This window comes from Kocuria rosea subsp. polaris, assembly GCF_001483755.1.
GTDB classification, from domain to species: Bacteria; Actinomycetota; Actinomycetes; order Actinomycetales; family Micrococcaceae; genus Kocuria; species Kocuria cellulosilytica.
On sequence record NZ_LQBK01000005.1, the window covers coordinates 19,910 to 36,641 of the forward strand.

Annotated in this window: 13 protein-coding genes; 7 read left to right on the forward strand and 6 right to left on the reverse strand. The window is 73.7% G+C overall.

Going from position 1 to position 16,732, the window contains the following annotated elements; genetic code table 11:
- The first annotated feature begins 2 nt into the window (after positions 1 to 2).
- A complete protein-coding gene (locus AVL61_RS05045) occupies positions 3 to 2,543 on the forward strand; it encodes an AMP-binding protein (protein WP_058873275.1) in 2,541 nt (846 codons plus the stop codon).
- On the opposite strand, the gene AVL61_RS05050 is transcribed toward AVL61_RS05045, so the two are convergent.
- From AVL61_RS05050 to AVL61_RS05075, 6 genes are all read right to left on the reverse strand, one after another.
- On the reverse strand, positions 2,518 to 3,645 hold the full coding sequence (locus tag AVL61_RS05050) for a hypothetical protein (RefSeq protein WP_058873276.1): 1,128 nt from the start codon (positions 3,643 to 3,645) through the stop codon (positions 2,518 to 2,520). The two genes, AVL61_RS05045 and AVL61_RS05050, sit on opposite strands and share 26 nt — an antisense overlap.
- A 113-nt stretch (positions 3,646 to 3,758) precedes the next feature.
- Positions 3,759 to 4,775, reverse strand: a complete 1,017-nt coding sequence (locus tag AVL61_RS05055) for an ABC transporter permease subunit (RefSeq protein WP_058873277.1) — start codon at positions 4,773 to 4,775, stop codon at positions 3,759 to 3,761.
- Positions 4,772 to 5,737: an ATP-binding cassette domain-containing protein gene (locus AVL61_RS05060; RefSeq protein ID WP_058873278.1), complete on the reverse strand. Its 966-nt coding sequence runs from the start codon at positions 5,735 to 5,737 to the stop codon at positions 4,772 to 4,774. Before AVL61_RS05060 ends, AVL61_RS05055 begins: the two co-directional genes overlap by 4 nt.
- 144 nt (positions 5,738 to 5,881) lie before the next feature.
- A complete protein-coding gene (locus tag AVL61_RS05065) occupies positions 5,882 to 7,120 on the reverse strand; it encodes a glycosyltransferase 87 family protein (RefSeq protein ID WP_058873279.1) in 1,239 nt (412 codons plus the stop codon).
- Entirely contained in the window at positions 7,117 to 8,388 is a 1,272-nt protein-coding gene (locus AVL61_RS05070; RefSeq protein WP_058873280.1) for a glycosyltransferase family 87 protein, read from the reverse strand. The genes AVL61_RS05065 and AVL61_RS05070 overlap by 4 nt, the downstream gene beginning before the upstream one ends.
- Positions 8,385 to 9,797: a CCA tRNA nucleotidyltransferase gene (locus tag AVL61_RS05075; protein ID WP_058873378.1), complete on the reverse strand. Its 1,413-nt coding sequence runs from the start codon at positions 9,795 to 9,797 to the stop codon at positions 8,385 to 8,387. The genes AVL61_RS05070 and AVL61_RS05075 overlap by 4 nt, the downstream gene beginning before the upstream one ends.
- A gap of 124 nt (positions 9,798 to 9,921) precedes the next feature.
- Between AVL61_RS05075 and AVL61_RS05080 the strand changes: the two genes are divergently transcribed.
- The 6 genes from AVL61_RS05080 (at position 9,922) to AVL61_RS05105 (ending at position 16,702) form a co-directional block, all read left to right on the forward strand.
- Complete coding sequence (locus AVL61_RS05080; protein WP_058873281.1) at positions 9,922 to 10,422, forward strand: NUDIX domain-containing protein; 501 nt, start codon at positions 9,922 to 9,924, stop codon at positions 10,420 to 10,422.
- Between the two features lie 82 nt (positions 10,423 to 10,504).
- Positions 10,505 to 12,127, forward strand: a complete 1,623-nt coding sequence (gene murJ / locus AVL61_RS05085; RefSeq protein ID WP_058873282.1) for a murein biosynthesis integral membrane protein MurJ — start codon at positions 10,505 to 10,507, stop codon at positions 12,125 to 12,127.
- A gap of 154 nt (positions 12,128 to 12,281) precedes the next feature.
- Positions 12,282 to 13,742, forward strand: a complete 1,461-nt coding sequence (locus tag AVL61_RS05090) for a hypothetical protein (protein WP_157571300.1) — start codon at positions 12,282 to 12,284, stop codon at positions 13,740 to 13,742.
- Between the two features lie 132 nt (positions 13,743 to 13,874).
- The gene (gene trxB, locus AVL61_RS05095) at positions 13,875 to 14,906 is read left to right on the forward strand and encodes a thioredoxin-disulfide reductase (protein WP_082696974.1); all 1,032 of its coding nucleotides are present in this window, start codon (positions 13,875 to 13,877) and stop codon (positions 14,904 to 14,906) included.
- A 133-nt stretch (positions 14,907 to 15,039) separates the two neighbouring features.
- Positions 15,040 to 15,375, forward strand: a complete 336-nt coding sequence (gene trxA / locus AVL61_RS05100; protein WP_058873284.1) for a thioredoxin — start codon at positions 15,040 to 15,042, stop codon at positions 15,373 to 15,375.
- 118 nt (positions 15,376 to 15,493) lie between these two features.
- Entirely contained in the window at positions 15,494 to 16,702 is a 1,209-nt protein-coding gene (locus AVL61_RS05105; RefSeq protein ID WP_058873285.1) for a peptidoglycan-binding protein, read from the forward strand.
- The last annotated feature ends 30 nt before the right edge of the window (positions 16,703 to 16,732 follow it).

Sequence of the window (16,732 nt, forward strand, 5' to 3'; positions counted from 1 at the left end):
GGGTGAGCATCCAACCTGACCTCTCCCAGGTCTCCTTCGCCGCCGGACTCGCCCGCCACGGGGACCGCCCCGCCGTCCTCACGGGCGAGCAGGTCCTGAGCTACCGGGAGCTGGCCGGGCGCGTCGAGGACGTGGCCGCGCGCCTGGGCCCGGAACGCCGGCTGGCGGTGCTCGCGGCGTCCAACGACGTCGACTCCCTCGTGGCCTACCTCGCGGCCCTCACGGCCGGCCACCCGCTCCTGCTGGTCCCGGCGGACAAGCCGGCCGCCGTCGACGCGCTCGTGGCGGCCTACGACCCCGACGTGGTGCTGCGCTCGGGGAACGGGACCCCGGTGCTCGAGGAGCGGCGCCCGGGCAGCCGGCACGAGCTGCACCCGGACCTCGCCCTGCTGCTGAGCACGTCCGGCTCGACCGGTTCCCCGAAGCTCGTGCGGCTCTCGCACGAGAACCTCGCGGCCAACGCCGAGGCGATCGCCGAGTACCTGGGCATCGGGCCCGACGACCGCGCCGCCACCACGCTGCCCATGTCCTACTGCTACGGGCTGTCGGTGCTCAACAGCCACCTCCTCCGGGGCGCCGGGCTGGTGCTGACGGACCTGTCCGTGGTCGACCCCTGCTTCTGGGACCTGTTCCGGGCCCACCGCGCCACGTCCTTCGCCGCCGTGCCCTACACCTTCGAGCTGCTGGAGCGGGTCGGGTTCGCGGACACCGACCTCCCGCACCTGCGCTGCGTGACCCAGGCGGGCGGCCGGCTCGCCCCGGAGAAGGTCGAGCACTGGGCCCGGACCGGCCGCCGCCGCGGCTGGGACCTGGTCGTGATGTACGGGGCCACCGAGGCGACCGCCCGGATGGCGTACCTGCCCCCGGAGCTGGCGGTGGAGCGCGCCGGGACCATCGGGGTGCCGATCCCCGGCGGGCGGTTCCGCATCGACCCCGTGGACGGGCTGCCGGACGGGGAGCTCGTCTACAGCGGGCCCAACGTCATGCTCGGCTACGCGGAGCGACCCGAGGACCTCGCCGCCGGGCGGACGGTCGAGGAGCTGCGCACCGGGGACCTCGCCCGCCGCCACCCGGACGGACTCTACGAGGTCGTGGGGCGGCGCAGCCGCTTCGTCAAGATCGTGGGCCTGCGCGTGGACCTCGGCCAGGTCGAGCGGATCCTCGCCGAGCTCGGGGTCAGCGCGGCCGCCGCCGGCTCCGACGAGCGGCTGGTCGTGGCCGCCGAGGGGGACCAGGACACGTCCCTGCTCGCCAAGCTCGTGGCCGAGAGCATCGGCCTGCCGCGCCCGGCCGTCGAGATGCACGCGGTGGAGCAGCTGCCCCGCCTGGGCACGGGCAAGGTGGACTACCCGGCGGTCCTGGCGCTCGCCGCGCCCCCCGCCGCGCCGGCGCCGCCGCAGCGCCGGGCCGAGGGACCCGAGGACGTCCGGCGGATCTTCGCCGAGGTGCTCGACCGCCCCGACGTCGGCGACGACGACACGTTCGTGTCCCTGGAGGGGGACTCGCTGTCCTACGTGGCGGCCTCCGTGCGGCTGGAGCAGGCCCTCGGGCACCTCCCGCCGGGCTGGCACCTCACGCCCGTGCGGGACCTGGCCCCCCGGCCCGTTCCGCGCGGACGGGGCCTCGTCTCGTTCCTGGAGACCGGCATCGTGCTCCGGGCGGTCGCCATCGTGTGCATCGTGATGACGCACGTGGAGATCTTCACGTTCCAGACCGCCCACGTGCTCTTCGCGGTGGCGGGGTACAACTTCGCGCGCTTCCAGCTGACGGGGGAGCGGCTCCCCCGGCTGCGGCGCCAGCTGCGCAGCCTGGCACGGATCGTGGTGCCCTCGGTGGCCTTCATCGCCGTGGCCCACCTGCTCACCGACGACTACACGCTCGCCAACGTCCTGCTGCTCAACGGCATCGTGGGGCCCCAGGAGCTCACGTCCCAGTGGCACTTCTGGTTCGTCGAGATGCTCGTCTACGTCCTCGTGGCCGTGACCGCGCTCATGGCGCTGCCCTGGGCCGACCGCGCCGAGCGGGCCGCCCCCTGGCTGTTCCCGCTCGGACTGCTCGCGGTCGGGCTGGTCAGCCGGTACGACATCGTGGACCCGGGGCTGCCCAAGCCCGCGCCGGTGTTCTGGCTCTTCGTCCTGGGCTGGGTCGCGGCCCGGTCGGGGACGGCCCTGCAGCGCTCCCTCGTGACCCTCCTGACCCTCCTCACCGTGCCGGGCTACTTCGACAGCACCGTGCGGGAGGCCACCGTGATCGCCGGGATCCTGCTGCTGCTGTGGGTGCCCACCCTGCCGGTGCCCGTGGGTCTGCGCCGGGTGACGGCCCGGCTCGCGAGCGCGTCCCTGTACATCTATCTCGTGCACTGGCTGGTCTACCCCCCGCTGGCGCCGGTGAGCCCGGCCCTGGCGGTGCTCGCGTCCCTCGTGGCGGGGGTGGCTTACTGGGCCCTGGCCGAGCGCGTGCTCGGCGGGCTCCGGCGCCCGCCCCGGCGTGCCGCGGAGCCGGCCCACGAGGCGCCGCTCACGGCTGCTCCAGGCCCACGCTGATCTCCGCGCTCTGCCCCGTGGAGCGCACGGTGGCGCGGACGGGGAACTCGATCCGCTCGGTGGCCGTCTCCCCGTCCTCCTCGTAGCTCAGCCGCGCCACCGCGGGCCGGTAGGGGTCCGCGGTCCAGCGCAGCGGGTCGCCGGGGTCCTGGACCAGGACCAGGGCGGGCCGGGAGACCAGCTCCCACCGGACGCCGGTGATCTCGGGCTCCGGGGCCCCGGACGCCGCCGTGGACGGCTCGAGGGGCACCCCCGGCGCCGCCCAGCGCCGGGACGAGGGGCACTCCTCGGAGGACAGCTCCTCCGAGGCCGTGCAGTCCTCCAGCCACTCCTCGATCCGGTCGTCGACCTCCTGCCACATCCTCGGCGAGGGCTCGATGCGCAGCGCCACCGTGGCCGGCTGCGGGTCCCGGAACGCCACGGTGTGCGGCTCCAGGGGCGGGTCCGCCACGTAGTAGGAGTGGCCCGGCAGCCCGATCGCGTAGTCCCCGGGCAGGGCCTCGAAGCGCCACGTCCCGCCGGGGCCCTGGGGGTCGGGCACCCGCTCGTCCGCGTCCGGGCGGATGCTCTCACCGTTGACGGAGAGCTCGTCGAGGGGGGCGGGCAGGTGGACGGAGAGCGGTGCCGCGTCCGGGGAGTCCAGCTCCCACTGGTCGTTGAAGGGGCCGGTCCGCCGCACCTGGTGCACCCGGTAGACGTGGACCTCCTCCCGGGCCCGGGTGCCGTCGGGCCCGTCCCACCACACGCGCGCCCGCACCTCGCCGCGGCTGCCGGTGCGGTCCACCCCGAGGATCTCGTGGCCGCTGATCCGTCCCGCCGCGTTGCGGTACACGCGGTTGGCGAAGATGGTCAGGGTGGGGTCCGCCACGACGTCCTCGGTGCGGGACAGCAGCTGCCGCGAGCTGCCGCTCTCGAGCCCCCCGAGCCACGCCTCCACCGGGTCCTGCGGCTCCCGGTCGACGAAGACCCAGTTGACCACGGAGGCGAACACGGTCACGAGGACCACGACGACCGTCAGCCAGTGCAGCAGCGACCGCCGCAGGCCGCGGGCGTCGACCGCGGAGAGGGCCCGGCCGGCCTCCCGCTCCCGTGACACCGACACCGCAGCTCCCGTCCCCTGTCGGTCCGCCCGGCGCCCGCGCCGGAGGTCCGGGCCGCGTCCCGGCCCACCAGCTCACATCGTAGGGCCGGCGCCGTGGCCGCGGCGGGAGGTCGTCAGAGCGCGCGTCTCCTGGTGACCAGGATCCCGGCCAGCACGAGCACCAGGCCCCAGGCGCCGTAGACCAGGCCGGACTCCACGTGGTTCAGCACGGCGTCCGAGGGCTGGTACATCGCCGTCAGCTGCGCGCCCGCCGCCGCCGGGGAGTACGGCTTGACGTCGTCGAGCCACTCGAAGGAGAGCGCGAAGAGCACGATCTCCAGGACCATCAGCAGCACCACGAGCACCACGATGCCCCAGGTGGTGGACTTCAGCAGGGCGCCCAGGCCGAAGCCGAGCCAGGACGTGAGCATGTAGAAGACGCCCACCGCCAGGACGTTGAGCAGCACGGCCTCCTGCAGCAGGTCGTACCCCAGGTCCCCGCCCGCCAGGATCGGCTGCACGAGCAGGTGGGACAGCAGGGCGCTCAGCAGCCCGAACCCGAAGGTGACGGCCGAGAGCACGGCCGTCTTGGCGAGCATCACCGGCGTGCGCCGCGGCACCGCGGTCATGGTCGTCTGGATGGAGCGGGTGGAGTACTCCGAGCCGATCGCCAGCACGGCGAGCGCGCCGAGGAGCAGCATGACCAGCTGCAGGCCGCCGTTGGCGCTGGACATGGCCATGTACTCGCCGAAGCCCATGCCGTCCGGCAGGGACAGCCCGGAGCCCTCCGTCATCTGCTGCTCGGACTGGGCGACGAACTCGTCCTTCTGCTGCTGGACGTCCTCCTCGGTGAGCCCGAGCTCCTCCGGGCTGCGGCCGTCCAGCATCGCGTCGACCTGTTCCTGGGCCGCCTGCTCGTTGAAGTCGATGAAGGTCAGCGCGCTCGAGGCCGAGAGGGCGGCGAAGCCGAGGGAGAGCAGCAGGGCGATGCCGAGCAGGATCCAGTGCGAGCGCAGGGACCGGAACTTGATCCACTCCGAGCGCAGCACCCGGCCGAAGCCCAGGTGCACCCGGGACGCGTGGCGGGATGGCCCGGCGGGATCCGGGGCGCCGGTCTGCCGGCGGGGGGCGGTCGAGGTGCTGGTGCTCATGCTCGGTCTCCGGTTCGTGCGTCGGCGCCCGCCCAGGGTGCCGGGTCGGTCGGTTCGGGAGCGCCGCCGGAGCGGTACTCGACCTCGTTCTGGGTCATGGCCATGTACACGTCCTCGAGGCTCTCCGAGAGGGGCGTCAGCTCGTGGACCAGCACCCCGTCGGCCAGCGCGGCCTCGGCGATCCGCCGCGGCTCCGGGCCCGTGACCAGCAGCCCGTCGTCGTCGAACTCCGTGATGCCGGCGTCCGCGCCCTGCAGGGCGCGGCGCAGCGCCGCCCGGTCGGTGGTGCGCACGCGGGTGCGCGTGCGGCCGCCGGCGAGGATCTGCTGGATGGGCGCGTCCGCGAGGATCCGGCCGCGGCCGATCACCACGAGGTGGTCGGCGGTCTGGGACATCTCCGACATGAGGTGGGAGGACAGGAAGACCGTGCGACCCTCGGCGGCGAGGTACTTGGCGAGGTGGCGCACCCACACGACGCCCTCGGGGTCCAGCCCGTTGACGGGCTCGTCGAGGATCACGGTGTGCGGGTCGCCGAGCAGGGCCGCGGCGATGCCGAGCCGCTGGCCCATGCCCAGGGAGTAGCCTCCCACCCGCTTGTCGGCCGCGGCCCCGAGCCCGGTGAGGTCCACGACCTCCTGGACGCGGGACCTCGGGATGCCGTGGGTCGCGGCGAGCGCGGCGAGGTGCGCGCGGGCGGTGCGCCGGGGGTGGACGGCCTTCGCGTCGAGGAGCACCCCGACCTCCGCGAGCGGCGCCCGGTGCTGGGCGTACGGCCTGCCGTTGACCCGGGTGCTGCCCCGGGTCGCGGACTCCAGCCCGACGACGAGGCGCATCGTGGTCGACTTGCCGGCCCCGTTGGGCCCCAGGAACCCGGTGACCCTGCCGGGGCGCACGGTGAAGCTGACGTCGTCCACCGCCGTCTTGCCGCCGTAGGTCTTCGTCAGGTTCTCGATCTCGATCACCGGCGCTCCTCCCGAGCACTCGTCGTTCTTCTCCGCCACCAACCTACGGGAGAGCCGGCGCGGGGCGGCACCACCGGCAGGATGAGCCCGTGCGGGCGTGGCGCGGATGCTCTCCCCCTCCCGGCGGAGCCGGTGCCGGGGCGCTCAGCCGGGCTCGGACAGCCCGATCCGTCGCGCCCGGCCGCCCCGGAGGACGTCGACCGCGACGGCGACCACGAGCAGCGCCAGCAGCAGCACGCGCACGGCGGCGAGCAGGTCCTGCACGTCCCAGCCGATCGGGCCGAGTCCCGGCAGCACGGGCCAGACCGACGCGGGCAGGACCAGGGTGGCCCACCACAGGACCTCCACGAGCTGCCAGGCGGCGAACTCGAGCCAGTTGCGCCGGCTGAGCACCACGAGCGGGGCCAGCCACAGCGCGTGGACGGGCGAGTAGCCGGGGCCGGCGAGCACCAGCACGGCCAGCAGGAGGAACGCGATCTGCACGACACTGGGCTCCTGCCGGGTGAGCAGGGTCAGCACGAGCACCGCCACGAAGCCCAGCACGAGGGCGAGGAGCACGTACTGGTCCCCGCCCGCGGGATCCGGGGCCGCGCCCGTGCGCGCCTGCTCCACCCGCGCCCACACGCCCCACGGCGAGGAGCCCGCCACGGGCTGCGCCCACGGCGTGCTGAGCTGCCGGGCCCACCGGTCCCCCGCCGAGAGCAGGAACGGTCCGTTGACCAGCGCCCAGGTCAGCGCCGTCCCGGCCAGGACCAGCGCGACGTCCCGGAACTGCCGGTACCGCACGGCGAGGAGCAGCACGGCCAGGAGGACGACCAGGGGGAACAGCGCCACGGACGCCGCGAGGCCCAGGACGATCCCCGCCGGCACCGGGCTGCCCCGGACGTGGAGCAGCAGCGCCAGCACCATGAGCAGCACGGCGAGCAGGTTCCACGTGCCGAAGCCGACCAGGACCGCCACCGGCGCGAGCGCCAGCACGAACGCGTCCGCCCCGCGCCGGCCCGACAGCGCCGAGACCGCGGCCACCGTGCCGATCCACGCCGCCGCCAGCAGCAGCACCGACAGGTCGGCGGACGCACCCCGGCCCGCGTCGGTGCCGAGCAGCGCGGGGACGCGGTCCGCGAGCCAGCCGAGCACCGTGCTGATCATCCCGACCAGGGCGGGCTGGTCCCCCGCGGGGCCGCCCGTGAAGAACCCGCCCGCGCCGGTGGGCTCCCCGGGGGCGACCTCGGTGGCGCACAGCGCCGGGAGGCTCTCCGCCGCGCCCCGGCCGGGCACCCGGCACGGCAGCCGCAGCAGCCAGGCCGTCATGACCGTGTAGAGGCTCAGCCCCACGAGCAGCGCGCCGGGCCCGCCCCGGGGCGTGCCGCCCTGCGGGCTCACGGGCTCGTCCCGCGGCCGCGCAGCACGTCCGCCGCGACGCGCACCACCAGGTAGCCCACCGCGAGCGTGTGCAGCGCCACCGTGGTGAAGTAGACGTCCTCGGCGAGCGCGAGCTCCTCCCCGCCCCCGGTGACGTGGCCCAGCCAGTTGAAAACCGCCGCCCAGTGCAGGACCTCGACGAGCTGCCACACCACGAACTCCCCGACGCGGGGCCGGGCCAGGAGCACGAGGGGCACGAGCCAGATCACGAACTGCGGCGAGTACACCTTGTTGGAGAGCACGAACGCCGCCAGCACCAGGAAGGCGAGCTGCTCCAGCCGCGGCTCCTCGCGCGCCACGAGCCCCAGCACCAGGATCAGGGCGCAGGCGAGGGCGAAGCCGCCGAGGGCCAGGACGTTGATCCCCTCGGCCGAGAGCAGCGGGATGTCCAGCCGCGGCGCCGCGACGTCGTTCCACCAGTGCCACACGGAGGAGAAGCCCGCGCCGCGGTCCTGGCTGAACTGCCAGAACCAGCCCCACTGCACCGGGTCCAGCAGGGCGAAGGGGAGGTTGACGGCGGCCCAGGCCCCCACCGCGCCGGCGGCCGCCCGCAGCGCGGGCCCCGCCTCGCGGCGCCGGACGGCCAGCACGAGGACCGCCCCGAGGAGCAGGAACGGGAAGAGCTTGAACGCGGTGCCGACGCCCAGCAGGACCCCGCCCAGGGCCCACCGGTCCCGGCGGAACGCGAGCAGGGCGGCCACGGTGCACAGCACCGGCCACAGGTCCCAGTTGATGAACCCGGTGACCACCACGGCGGGCGCCAGGGCCGCGAGCACCGCGTGGCCGGGGTGCGCCACCATCCGGCCGAGAACCAGCACGACCGCCACCCACACGGCGGCGAGGAGCACCGCGTTGAGGTCGAAATATATGCCTTGTCCGACATGGACACGGGCGCGGGGGTCGACGGCGTGGGCCAGGACGCCGGTGCCGCTCGCCACCACGGTCTGCAGCACGGGGTACTCCAGCAGCGCCGAGGCGTCCAGGTAGGGGAACCGGCCCTCGGCCATGCCGCGGGAGGCATACAGTGTGGGCAGGTCCGAGTAGCAGAGCTGCCGGAAGGTCTCCGGCTGCTCCCAGGTGACCAGCCGGCACGGGAGCTTGGTCAGGTACGCCAGGAGCGCGGCGTACAGGGCGCAGCCCACCAGCACCCCCGGCCCCACCCGGAGCGCCTCCGGGCGCCCGGCCGCCGGCACCGGCCCGGCCGTGCCGGTGCCGAGGCGGGTGCTCACAGGGCGTCCGCCGCCCAGGCCCGCAGCCGCCGCTCGGCCTCCTCCGGCCCCAGCTCCCCCTCGTCCAGGCGCAGGTCCAGCAGGAACTTGTACGCCCGTCCCACCACGGGCCCCGGCGGGACGCCGAGCACCGCCATGATCTGCTCGCCGTCGAGCTCGGGCCGCACGGCGTCGAGCTCCTCGCGGGCGGACAGCTCCTGGATCCGCGCCTCGAGGTCGTCGTAGGCCGCGGCCAGCCGGGACACCTTCCGCCGGTTCCGGGACGTCACGTCCGCCCGGGTGAGCCGGTGCAGCCGCTCCAGGCACTCCCCCGCGTCCCGGACGTAGCGGCGCACCGCGGAGTCGGTCCACTCGGCGTCCCCGTAGCCGTAGAAGCGCATGTGCAGCTCCACGAGCCGGCTCACCGTCCTGATGGTGTCGTTGTCGAAGCGCAGCGCCCGCATCCGCTTGGCGGTGAGCTTGGCGCCCACCACCTCGTGGTGCCGGAAGCTCACCGCGCCGTCCGCCTCGAAGCGCCGGGTCGCGGGCTTGCCGACGTCGTGCATGAGCGCGGCGAAGCGCAGCGCGAAGTCCGGGCCGGGCACGGGGCCGTCCGGACCCGACTCCAGGGCCGCGGCCTGCTCCAGGACGGTCAGGGAGTGCTGGTAGACGTCCTTGTGCCGGTGGTGCTCGTCCGTCTCGAGCCGCAGCGCGGGCACCTCGGGCAGCACGACGTCCGCGAGCCCCGTGCTCACCAGGAGGTCGACGCCGCGGCGGGGCCGGCGCCCGCAGACCAGCTTGACGAGCTCCTCCCGCACGCGCTCGGCCGAGACGATCCCGATCCGCTCCGCCATGCCGGCCATGGCCGTGCGCACCTCGGGCGCCACCTCGACGTCGAGCTGGGACGCGAAGCGCGCGGCGCGCATCATGCGCAGGGGGTCGTCCGAGAACGAGTCCTCCGGGGCGCCCGGGGTGCGCAGCGCCCGCGCGTGCAGGTCCTTGATCCCGCCGTGCGGGTCCACGAGCTCCAGGCCGGGCAGCCGCAGGGCCATGGCGTTGATGGTGAAGTCGCGGCGGAACAGGTCGTCCTCGAGCGAGTCCCCGAAGGCCACCTGCGGCTTGCGGGAGTCCGCGTCGTAGGCCTCGGCCCGGTACGTGGTGACCTCCAGCTGGACGTCGCCGCGGCGCATCCCGATGGTGCCGAAGTCGCGGCCGATCTCCCACACCGCGTCCGCCCACCCCGTGACCACGGCGAGCGTCTCGTCCGGCGTCGCGTCGGTGGTGAAGTCCAGGTCCAGGGCGGGCCGGCCGAGGAAGAGGTCCCGCACGGGACCGCCCACGAGGGAGAGCTCGTGGCCGGCGGCGGCGAACCGCCGCCCCAGGTCGAGGGCGGCGGGATGGATCGCGGAGGTGTCGGGGAGCTGCGTCATGGTGCGGCCCATTGTTCCAGACCGCGGGGCGCGGGCCCGGCCGCCGCGGCCCCTCCGGGACCGGCCGCCGGAGCCCCTCCCGCGCTCCGGCGGGAGCGCGGGCGATTGTGGCAAGGTAGGAGGCATGGCTTTCCCCGTACCCAGCGCACCGAAGAAGCGGCCGACCGCGCCGGCCGCTGCGCTGCCCACGGTCGAGGAAGTCTCCGCCGGGGGGATCGTCGTCGACCTCGGCACACCGTCCCACCCGGTGGCCATCATTGCCCGGATCAACCGGGGCGGACGCCTCGAGTGGTGCCTGCCCAAGGGCCACCCCGAGGGCGAGGAGAGCAACGAGGAAGCCGCGATCCGCGAGATCGAGGAGGAGACCGGCATCGCCGGGGAGGTGCTGAGCCCGCTGGGCAGCATCGACTACTGGTTCACGGTCTCCGGCCACCGCGTGCACAAGACGGTGCACCACTTCCTGCTGCGCGCCACGGGCGGTCACCTCACCACGGACAACGACCCCGACCACGAGGCGGTGGACGTCGCCTGGGTGGACATCGACGACCTCGGCCGGAAGCTGTCCTTCCCCAACGAGCGGCGCATCGCCGACATCGCCCGTGAATACATCATCCACCAGCTCTGAGACCGCGGAGCCCTCCGGGGCGGCCGGAACGGGCACCCCGGCCGCCCCGGCCCGCCGCTCGGGCGCGGCCTCCAGCGCCATCATGGCCTCGGGCACCCTCGTCTCCCGCGCGCTGGGGTTCGTCAAGGTCGTCCTCATCACCGTGGCCATCGGTTCGGTCACGACCGTCTCCGACGTCTTCGAGCTCGCGAACACCCTGCCGAACCTGATCTACGTCCTGGTGGCGGGCGGCGTCTTCAACGCCGTCCTGGTGCCCCAGATCATCAAGGCCTCCAGGACCGCCGAGGACAGCGGGGCCGACTACATCTCCCGCCTGCTCACCCTCGCCGTGCTCGCCCTGCTCGGCGTCACCGCGGTCGTGGTGCTGCTGGCGGGGCCCATCGTGCGGACCATGGGCACCGACTGGACCGAGGCGCAGCTGTCCCTCGGGCTGACGTTCGCGCTCTTCACCTTCCCGCAGATCTTCTTCTACGGCCTCTACACCGTGGTGGGCCAGGTCCTGAACGCCCGCGGCGCCTTCGGCTGGTACATGTGGGCGCCGGTGGTCAACAACGTGGTGGCCATCGCGGCGCTGCTCGTGTTCGTCCAGCAGTTCGGCGCCTACGAGCAGGACCCGCACACCCTGGAGAACTGGACCCCGGCCAAGACGTTCTGGCTGGCGGCCATGGCCACCGTGGGCGTCGCCACCCAGGCCCTCGTGCTGCTCTGGCCCCTGCGCCGGCTCGGACTGGAGCTGCGGCCCAGGTTCGGCTGGCGCGGCATCGGGCTCTCCACCGCGGCGCGGCTCGCGGGCTGGACCCTCGCCACCGGGATCCTCGCCAACCTCGCGTTCCTGACCCTGACCAAGGTCGCCGCGATCCCCACCGGCTACCGCCCGGAGTACCTCGCCATGGACCCGCCGCAGCAGATCGCGGGCGTGGCGGCGCTCAACCAGGCCTCCATGCTGTACTCCCTGCCGCACGGGGTGATCGGGCTGTCCATCGCCACGGTGCTGTTCAACCGGATGGCCGCGGCCTCCACGGACGGCGACCGGGCCGGGATGGTCGCGTCCCTGTCCTCGAGCCTGCGCATCACCGGGGTGGCCACCGTCTTCGCCACGGTCGCCCTCGTGGTCTTCGCCGGCCCGCTCGGCATGCTCTTCAGCGGCGGAGTCCCCTCCGCGGGCGCCGTGGTCGGCCAGGTGGTCGCGGTGATCGCGGTCGGTGCGCCCTTCATGTCGATCTCCTTCATGCTCGGCCGGGCGTTCTACGCCCAGGAGGACGCCCGCACCCCGTTCCTGGTGCAGGTCGGCGTCGCGCTCTTCACCGTGGCCTGCGCCCTGCTGATCTGGTCCTTCGTCCCGCCGGACCGCATCGTCTTCGCGGTCGCCGCGTGCTACGCGGCCCAGAACGTGCTGAGCACCCTGATCTACCACGCGGTCCTGGTCCGCCGGCTCGGGGACTACGACGTGGCCCGCATCGTGGACTCCCACGCCCGGATCCTCGCGGCCTCCCTGCTCGCCGGCGCGGTGGGCGCGGTGGCCCTCCTGCTGCTCGGCGGCTACGACCCCGACGGCTTCCCCTGGACGAACCAGCTGACGGCGATCGCGACCCTCGCGGTGGGCGGCACCGTCATGGGGATCGCCTACCTGGGCGCCCTCCGGCTCTGCCGCGTCCAGGAGCTCGACAGCCTCGTGCGCCCGGTCCTCGCCCGGCTGGGCCGCTGAGCGTGTGACGGAGCTCTCGGCCCCGGAGCGCCGGGACCGGTAAGGTGCTGAGTGGTCGGTGACGTGGGTCAGGAACACCCCTTCTGCCCCGCCGGCCACCCCCGCCCGCGAATTCCGGCCCCCTCCGCGAATTCCCGACCCCCAGGGAGCCAACGTGCCCGCACCGATGAAGCTCGGTTCCGTCCTCGGCGGCCGCTACAAGGTCGTCTCCGACGTGCTGGCCACCGCCGAGGGCGACCACGTGCTCGAGGGACAGGACCAGATCCTCGGCCGCCGCGTCTCGATCCTGCTGCCCGCCGAGCGGCACACGTCCCTGCTGGTGGAGAACGCCCGCTCCATGGCCAACGGCAGCATCGGCGCCCCCTTCCAGATCCTGGACCTCGGCCAGGCGGAGGCGCACACCTACCTCGTGACCTCGTACACCCCGGCCGCGGACATGCTGGACTCCCTGCTCGTGGAGCCGGACGAGGTCGAGGACGAGTCCCTCAGCGACGACATCTTCGGGGCCCCGCGCGGCGGCGGCACCGGCTCCTACGTGTACGAGGAGCCCGCCCCCACCAGCCCGGCGCCCGTGGTCGCGACCGAGCCCTCCGACGACCTGGGCGGCGCGGCGCCCCAGCCCAAGGTCACCCGGTGGCGGGACGACGACTCGTACGACGACGCCGCGCCCGCGCCCTCGGTGCGCACCCGGCTCGGCCGGCCCGTGCGGGTCAGCGCCACCTCGACCCGCTCGACACTCTTCGACCGGGCGGCGGCGAGCGGCACCGCGGCCTCGGCCGTCCGCACCGCCGGGACGGACATCGATCCCGGCTACGACGGCGACAACCGCTACGACAGCTACGAGAGCGCCGAGAGCTTCGAGAGCTACCGCAGCGCGGCCCCGGGCACCGCCCCCCGCCCGGAGGAGCCCGCCGCGGCCGCGCCGCCGCGGAAGGAGGACACCGCGCCGCAGACCCGGAAGGGCGGCAGCGGCCTGCTGCTGCTCCTGGCCCTGCTCCTGGCCCTGCTGGTCGGCGCCGTGGTCTTCAGCTTCGACCGGCTGGGCGGGCTCTTCGCCGGGGCGGACGCCCCCGAGCCGGCCGTGAGCGCGCCCGCGGAGGAGCAGGGCGCGCAGGAGGAGACGCGGCCGAGCCCGGAGCCGGAGGCCCCGGCCGCCGAGCCGGAGCCCCGTGCCGTCACCCGGGTGGTGCCCACCGACCCGGGCTTCATGGCCGACCAGGACGCCCAGCTGGGCCAGACGATCGACGGCAACCCGTCCACCTTCTGGATCAGCTACGGGTTCTCCGACCAGAACTTCGGCAACCAGACCCCGAGCGTGGGCCTGGCGGTCCAGCTCGAGGAGCCCGCACCGGTGGAGACCCTGCAGCTCGACCAGTCGTCCGGGTCGGGCGGGATGTTCGACGTGTACGTCAACGACGCCCCGAGCCTGGACGGCGCCGAGCAGGTGGCCTCCGGCTCCTTCACCGGCCCGGAGATCACCGTTCCGCTCTCGGCGGCGGCCCGGGACGGGGAGCACGAGTACGTGATCGTGAACTGGACGCAGCTGCCGCAGCTGACGAACCCCATCGCCGGGTTCGACCACGGCCTGCGGATCGGCGAGATCCAGCTCGGCTGAGGCCTCCGGTCCCCCGCCGGGCCCGGCACGGCGGGCCCGGCACCGGAATATCCGCCGTGCACGCCCCGTTGTGCCAGTGGTCCCTGCGGTCGGCGTGCCCGGCCGCTCCCTGTACGGAAGGTCTGCAGAACAGTGAGCCCCGACTTCGGTCCCGTGATCAACGCCCTGAACCTCGCCCCCTCGACCGGCGAGCCGACGGCCCCCGCGGACGACGGGGCCGTCCACGAGGTGATCATCGTGGGGTCCGGCCCCGCCGGGTACACCGCAGCGGTCTACGCCGCGCGCGCCGACCTCCACCCCATCGTGTTCGCCGGGTCCGTGACCGCCGGCGGCGAGCTGATGAACACGACCGAGGTCGAGAACTACCCGGGATTCATCGACGGCATCCAGGGCCCGGAGCTGATGTCGAACATGCAGCAGCAGGCGGAGCGCTTCGGCGCCGACATCCGCTACGAGGACGTCGTGGCCCTCGAGCTCGAGGGCGAGATCAAGACCGTGACCCTCGAGGACGGTTCCGTGCACCGCGCCCACGCCGTGATCCTCGCGACCGGCTCCGCGTATCGCGAGCTCGGCCTGCCGGACGAGAAGCGGCTCTCCGGGCACGGCGTGAGCTGGTGCGCCACCTGCGACGGCTTCTTCTTCAAGGAGCAGCACATCGCGGTGGTGGGCGGCGGCGACTCCGCTCTGGAGGAGGCCACGTTCCTCTCCCGCTTCGCCTCCAAGGTCACCATCATCCACCGGCGGGACAGCTTCCGCGCCTCCGAGATCATGCAGCAGCGCGCCTTCGAGGACCCCAAGATCGAGGTCCTGTGGAACGTCGAGGTCGTGGGCATCAACGGCGAGGAGAAGGTCCGCTCCGTGACCGTGCGCGACACGGAGTCCAAGCAGACCACGGAGCTGCCCGTGACCGGCCTGTTCGTCGCCATCGGCTCCGATCCTCGCACCGCCCTCGTCCAGGACCAGCTGGAGCTGACCGTGGACGGCACCATCGCGGTGGACGGCCGCAGCTCCACCACGAGCCTCGCCGGGGTCTTCGCGGCCGGCGACGTCGTGGACGCCACCTACCGCCAGGCCATCACGGCGGCGGGCTCCGGGTGCGTCGCCGCCGTCGACGCCGAGCACTACCTCGCCGCCCTGCACGACCGCTCGGTCCTGCACAGCTGAGCCGGCCCGCCCCGGGACGCACGGCGCCCCGGCCGGCATGGGTCATAATCGAACCAGTTCCGCCTCCCGCACGTTCCACCCAGAGCGGCCAGGGCCCGCAGACCGCAGGCCCCCCGCCCGGACAAGGAGAAACATGAGCGCCGCCAAGAACGTCACCGACGCAGACTTCCGCACCGAGGTCCTCGAGTCGGACAAGCCCGTCATCGTCGACTTCTGGGCCGAGTGGTGCGGCCCCTGCCGCATGGTCGGCCCGGTCCTCGACGCGATCGCCGCCGAGCACGCGGACGCCGTCGAGGTCGTCAAGCTCAACGTGGACGAGAACCCCGCCGTGGCGTCCCAGTACGGCATCACCTCGATCCCCGCCATCTACCTCTTCTCCGGCGGCGAGGTGGTCAAGAAGGCCATCGGCGCGAAGCCGAAGAGCGCCCTCGAGAAGGAGTTCGCCGACTACCTCGTCGCCGGGAACTGAACGGTTCCACCGACATCCTCCTCGGCACCGCGGCCTCGTCCGCCCCTCCCCCGCTGGGGAGGGGCGGACGAGCCGTCGTCCTGGCACCCTGCCGACCCTTCCGACCCGTGGGACACCCGTGAACAACGACGAGACCGAACCGATGCTGCGCCGGACCATGACGAGCCGGCGGGTGGTGAGCCTGCGGGAACGACTGCTGCGGGCCGGCGTCACCGTGGCCTATCTCGCGCCGCAGGACGTCAACAACCCCTCCTACTTCGACGACCACGTCGACGCCGCCGTGCGCGCGTTCCAGCAGGAGCGCGGACTGATCGTCGACGGCCTGGTGGGCCCGGAGACGGACCGGTGCCTCAACGAGGCGCAGTACGCCCTCGGTGACCGGCCGCTCTACGCGGACGACGACCGTCCGCTCCGGGGCGACGACGTCAACCAGCTTCAGCACAACCTTTCCCGGTTGGGTTTCTACTACGGACATCTGAACGGCGTCTTCAGCAGCAGCACGCACCACGCGGTCACGGAGCTCCAGCAGAGCCTCGGCCTGCCGGCCACCGGAGTGGTGGACCGGGAGACCATTGCGGCCCTGGCCCGGATCAACAAGAACATCACCTCGTCCAAGGCCTTCTCGCTGCGCGAGTACCACCGCCTCGAGCGGGCCACCTCCGCCCTGCGCGGCCGCCCCGTGGTGCTCGTCCCCTCCGGCGCCGCCGGGCAGCAGCCGCCGGCCTCCGCCGCCGCGGACTTCCGGGAGCGCGCCGACGGGATCACCCGTGACGTCGCCCTCCGCGCCTTCGAGCTGCTGCGCGAGATCGGCGCCGACCCCGTGGTCGTATCCCCCGGCCAGGACCTGCGCGACCGCCGCGGCGAGCCGGTGCGGACCGCCGCCTCGGCCCAGGAGGTCGTCGCCGGGGGCCGCTCGGACTCCGTGGTGGTCACCCTGCACTGCGACTGGAACGCCTCCCCCGCCGCCGGCGGGGTCGCCTCGTACTACTGGGGCGAGCAGGACCGATCGGAGATCTACTCCCCCATCGGCGAACGCGCTGCGGTGCTCGTGCTCAAGGAGATGGTGGCCCGCACCGGAGCCCTCGACCTCGGCACGCACGCCCGGCAGTGGGACCTGCTGAGGTCGCAGGACGCCCCCACCATCTGGCTCGACCTCGGCTATCTCTCGAACTCTGCCGATCGTGCGGCCCTCGGCGACCCCGAGCACCGGAGCCACCTGGCCGAGGCGGTCGTCTTCGGGCTGCAGCGGATGTTCCTGCTGGCCGAGGACGACGTCCCGACGGGCACCATGAGCGTGGACGACGTCGCCGAGTACAACGGCCGCTGACGCCGGCTCCTGCCGGCCGGCCGCCACGGT